This is a genomic window from Synechococcus sp. R6-10, from assembly GCF_047461815.1.
Taxonomy (GTDB): Bacteria; Cyanobacteriota; Cyanobacteriia; order Thermostichales; family Thermostichaceae; genus Thermostichus.
The window spans coordinates 1-5,192 of record NZ_JANSHW010000035.1; the positions used below are offsets into that span (position 1 = coordinate 1).

6 protein-coding genes are annotated in these 5,192 nt (G+C 58.8%); all 6 read left to right on the forward strand.

Translation table 11 applies throughout. The features are described 5' to 3' along the window. On the forward strand, positions 1–904 hold a 904-nt coding region (locus NW837_RS01100), incomplete at its 5' end, for a cell division protein FtsX (RefSeq protein ID WP_414328885.1). 61 nt (positions 905–965) lie between these two features. After that, the gene (locus NW837_RS01105; protein WP_414328886.1) at positions 966–1,568 is read left to right on the forward strand and encodes a hypothetical protein; all 603 of its coding nucleotides are present in this window, start codon (positions 966–968) and stop codon (positions 1,566–1,568) included. Between the two features lie 57 nt (positions 1,569–1,625). After that, positions 1,626–2,810, forward strand: coding sequence for a pyridoxal phosphate-dependent aminotransferase (locus NW837_RS01110; protein WP_414328888.1), 1,185 nt, complete (start codon positions 1,626–1,628; stop codon positions 2,808–2,810). A 158-nt stretch (positions 2,811–2,968) separates the two neighbouring features. Beyond that, positions 2,969–3,769 carry a ParA family protein gene (locus NW837_RS01115; protein ID WP_011433472.1) on the forward strand — a complete coding sequence of 267 codons (801 nt, stop codon included), beginning with the start codon at positions 2,969–2,971 and terminating at the stop codon, positions 3,767–3,769. Position 3,770: 1 nt separating this feature from the next. Then, on the forward strand, positions 3,771–4,604 hold the full coding sequence (locus NW837_RS01120) for a hypothetical protein (protein WP_414328889.1): 834 nt from the start codon (positions 3,771–3,773) through the stop codon (positions 4,602–4,604). Between the two features lie 303 nt (positions 4,605–4,907). After that, the coding region (locus tag NW837_RS01125; RefSeq protein WP_414328890.1) for a GTP-binding protein at positions 4,908–5,192 on the forward strand (285 nt) is incomplete at its 3' end.

Below are 5,192 nucleotides of genomic sequence, written 5' to 3' on the forward strand. Positions count from 1 at the left end.
TCTCTCCCGACTTCTCAATAAAATTCGCTATCTCCTACAGGAGACTTTTTTGGGGTTGCGGCGGGGGGGCTGGCTGAACTGGGCCGCTGTGAGCACCCTGCTGGTGTTGCTGTTCTTGGTGGGGATCGGCGTTGAGCTGTCCTGGGGCGTGGATGCCACGGTGCAGTCGCTGGGAGGACAACTGGAGATCTCCGTCTACCTGGAGCCGGAACGGCAGGGGGTGGAGCTGCAACCCCAGGTCGCCCAACTGCCTCATGTGGCCGAGGTGAAGGTCATCACCAAAGACCAGGCTTGGCGCAACCTTTTGCTGGAAATGGGGATCCAAGACGAGGCGGCCATGGAAACCCAGTTGGGGGAGAACCCCTTGGTGGATGCTCTGCGGGTTAAGGCGGATTCCACCGAAGCCTTGGGGGAAGTGGCGGAGCAGATTCGCCAACTGGAAGGGGTGGATGAGGTCTACTACGGCGACCGCATTGTGGAGCAACTGGCCCAGCTCCAGGACATGCTACGGCTGGGATCCCTGACCATTACCGGCGTGTTGGCCCTGACAGCGGTGGCGGTCATCACCACCACCATTCGCCTCATCGTCATGGCGCGGCGGCGGGAGATCGAGGTGATGCAATTGGTGGGGGCGACGGCGGCCTGGATTTACTTGCCCTTTATTTTGCAAGGGTGCCTGTTTGGGGTGATCAGCGCAGTGGGAGCTTGGGGATTGGTCTTGGGATCCCAGCAGTTGCTGCAGGAGCTGCTGGAGCAGTTGATTGCCTTGCCCTTCCTCAAGGTGATGCAGGCAGATCGCAGCCAACTGGAGTTTTGGCTCTTGCCGTCGATGTTGTTGGGGATGGGGGTTTTTCTGGGCACCACCAGCAGCTTGATCGCAGTGCGCAAATCGGCAGGGCGCTGAGCTGGAGGCGATGCTGAGGAAAGCCCTGGATATTCCAATCTGAGGATCGCCATAGGATAAGATGATGGACTCTACTTCCCTGGCTTTCCAAGATCTGGCCGCCATGAACCCATTGCCTCCTCCCGCCCACCCTTACCAATTCCGCGCTTTGGGCCTAGTTAAGGGATCCCTGAAATCGATCCCCAAGACTTATGCGCAGGCAACCTTGGTTGCCTCTGACGGAGCAGAATATCCGGCTACCCCCGGACGCGCCGAGCTTCTCGGCCCCTTCGAGCACTGCATCAAGAGCGGCCATACCTACTGGTACTACGTGCAGCCGCAGCCGCGTTCAGGGGGGGCTTTGGGCTTGAGCATCATCCGCATCCTGGCCCTGCCGGAAGAGGAGCAAGACCCAGAGTGGGAAGAAGAACCGTTTTTGCCTGCCCCTGAGGACACAGAGGAAGGCTTTAACATCCGCGGCATTGTCGAGCCCCACGATGGCTTTGTTGAGGTGACCGTGCGGCGCAAGCCCCAGGGAACCAAGCAATTTGCTCCTCTGCAATTGCGCTTGGAAGGGTTCTTGCCCGGAGCTGTGGCGGGCGAGTTTTGGGATCTGTTGGCAGAGCGAGAGGGCAACAAACTGCTGTTGGTGGATGGTACCCGCCTGTTGACCGCAGTAGCCTAGCTATCTAGATTGGCCCTGCTTGAGAACCTTAAAATAAAACAAAGAGCTTCCCAACCGATGGTGTCTGCTGCCGGCTTGTCCCAACGGGTCGCCCATCTATCCTCTTCCCCCACGCTATCCATTTCGGCTCTGGCTAAAGCCATGCAGGCAGAGGGGCTGGATGTGTGTAGCTTGAGCGCAGGCGAGCCGGATTTCGATACACCTGACCACATTCGGGCCGCGGCCATCCGTGCTCTGGAAGAGGGCAAAACCCGCTACGGCCCCACTGCTGGGATCCCCGCCCTTCGCCAAGCAGTGGCCGATAAGCTGCGGCAGGAAAACGGCCTGGAGTTCAGCCACGACCAAATCCTGATCAGCAACGGCGGCAAGCAAACCCTGTTTAACCTGGCCATGGTGCTGCTGGATCCCGGCGATGAAGTGATCCTGCCTGTTCCCTACTGGGTCAGCTACCCCGAAATTGCCATTTTGGCAGGGGCAAAGGTTGTGCAGGTGCAGACGGAAGAGGCCCAGGGGTTCAAGCTCACCGCCGCCCAACTGCGCCAGGCCCTCACCCCCCGCAGCAAGCTGCTGATTCTCAACTCGCCGGCCAACCCCACCGGAGCCGTTTACCACCAGCACGAGCTGGCAGCTCTGGCAGAGGTGATCCTCTCCGCCCCCCATCTGTACGTGATCTGCGACGAGATCTACGAAAAGCTGGTTTATGGACAAGCCCGCCACATCAGCCTGGGATCCCTTTGCCCTGACTTGATGCCGCGCCTGATTCTCAGCAGTGGCTTTGCCAAAGCCTACGCCATGACCGGCTGGCGGGTGGGCTACTTGGCCGGGCCCAAGCCCATCATTGAGGCGGCCATCAACCTGCAAAGCCACAGCACCTCCAATGTCTGCACCTTCGCCCAGTACGGTGCTCTGGAAGCCCTGACCAGCCCCCTATCGGCAGCAGCTGTGGAAAAAATGCGCCAAGAATTCTGGCAGCGGCGAGATCTGATGCTGGACGGGATCCGCACCTTGCCGGGGGTGACTTGCCCGGAGCCAGAAGGTGCATTTTATGTGTTTGTCAACATCGGCCAAACCGGGTTAAGTTCGGTGGAGTTTTGCCGGCAGCTGCTCAAGGAACACCACGTGGCTGCTGTGCCGGGGGTAGCCTTTGGGGCAGATTCCTACATTCGCCTTTCCTATGCTGCCGATCGCACCACCCTCGAAAAAGGGCTGCAGCGGCTGCACCGGTTTGTGTCTTCCCTCTGAGAATTCAATCCGAGGATCGAAAAGAACTGAGGAAGCTCAGCTCCCAGCGGCTGGATCCCTGTAGGCCATTCCCAGCGGCGGGATCCCTATCTGAAGTGTGAACACCATTGCTTAACCCTAGCTATAGTGTTAGGGGATGGGCTACGAGGGGATAACTCATGTCTGGCAGAACGGCGCTTGTCATCACCGTTGCCTGTTTGAGTGGGGGATCCGGAAAGACCACAGCCGCCCTCAACTTGGCCATCATGTTGGCCGAGCATGGCAAGACGCTGGCCGTTGACTTTGATCCCCAAGGCAACTTAAGCCAGTGGATGGGCTGGACGGATCTGTCGGAGTCGGCCACCATTGCCGAGACGATTTTGCCGGGGGCGGATCGGGTTCACATTCGGGAGATTATCCGTCCGCCGTTGAATGAGGATCGCCAGGAGCGGCTGTGGTTGGCCCCCAGCGATTACAGTCTCTCGCGGGCTATGGATGCGATCGTGATGGAGCCGGGGCGGGAGCTGTTTTTGAAGCGGGCTTTGCGACCGATTTTGCCGGAGTATGACTTTTTGGTCATCGACAGCCCCCCCTCGAAAGGGTTGCTCACCTACAACAGCATTCTCAGCGCCGATCTGCTGGTGGTGCCGACGGAATGTACCCAAAAGGGGGTGATGGGGGCCCTAAGTACCCTGGTGCTGTTGAAAGAATTGGAAGAGCTGGATTTTCATGTGCCCAAGTTTTTGGGGGTGCTCCCCACACGGGAACAGTGGGTGGGCAACAACCGCACCAAAATGTCGCGGGCCGCGGTGGAAGCCTTGGCGGAAATGATGCAAGGGATCCCCATTTTCACGCCGGTGCGGCAAAGTACAGTGGTGCAGCAAACCAACAGCATGGGCTGGTCCTTGGCGGAGGCAGGGGAAGATCTCCTGGCCCAACCTTATCGTGAGGTCCTCAAGGCTGTGCTGGAGGCCCGCTAACATGGCTACCGCCAAGAAGCCTCCCAAAAAAAAATTGCCCACCGGCCCCACCAAGGCAGATTTGCTCTCGCGCATGGGGGTGAATAAGCAGCCAGAGCCGATGGAACCTGCACCTACGGCTGCCGATGGCGTTGAGGCTCCGCACCGTCCAGAGGACAACAGGGGGACGGATTCCCTGGATCTGCCTCACCCTGCGGCATTAGATGTTGAGCCCGATCCATCTGCCGCCGCCTCGTCCCCTCTGTGCCAGGTTGCCACAACCCCACCAGAGGCAGGACGGATGCCTCTCCTGGCCAGTGTGCTCTCCACACCTGAAGCTCCTTCTCGGGATGCGGATCCCTTGTCCAACTTGTCGCCCGCTCCGGTCGAGGTGGAAAGGGTTGTCTCCCCACCCCAGGTCAGTCCGGCCAAATGGGCCGGTACTCCACCGCCAACCGAAGGGCCAGCCGAGCTTTTGCCCCCTGCTACCGCCGGCACCGGCAATGGGGTTCGCCGCAATGGCGCCTATCATGGGCACACTGCCCAGTCGGATCCCCGCGAGGCTCTGGATGCACAACTGGGCCTGCAAAAGCTTACCCTCAAATGGTCTGCCGAGAGGGTAGAAAAGCTGGGATCCCTGGAAAGCGCCACCGGGCTACCGGGCGAGATTTTGCTGGAAGTCCTGCTGGATCATTGGGAACAATTGCCCAAGCCCTTGCAGCAAGATTGCCTCCTGCAAGCCCACCGCATTCGCGTCGAGCGGCTGGTGATCAGCCAAAACTTCACCATTGCCACGATTGAGCAACTGCTCTTCACGTCAGCGTCGCGCAACAACAACGAGCAGCATCTGCTTTGAGTTCTGGCCGGTTGGCCTGGGAAATTCCCCCTCAAGATCTCCGCCAGTATGCCAGACAACAGGGATCCCTGTTCCTGTGCTAGGGTCAAAATGGTTCTGTTGGCTTTTCGCGCTTTTCGGCCTGTGCTCTCTCCCCCTCGCTACCTGGCGGCAACCCAAGCCCATTATCATCAAGTGCATTATTCACCCTACTTCTCACTTTTGTTTTTCTATCTTCTCCCTATTTCTCCCATCGTTTAGGGGACAGCATTGCAACGTCATCTTCTTTAAAACGACCAGGTTGTAGTGGAGCGGCAACAGTTGATGAAAGATCTTGATTTGACCAAAGCTGTAGAGCAACGGCGTACCTTTGCCATCATTTCCCACCCCGATGCCGGGAAGACCACCCTCACCGAAAAGCTGCTGTTGTACGGGGGGGCCATTCAAGAAGCGGGAGCTGTGAAGGCCCGTCGGGCGCAAAAGCGGGCCACTTCCGACTGGATGGAACTGGAAAAGCAGCGGGGTATTTCCATCACCTCTACCGTCCTGCAATTTGATTACCGCAACATTCGTCTCAATCTGCTGGATACTCCCGGCCACCAGGACTTC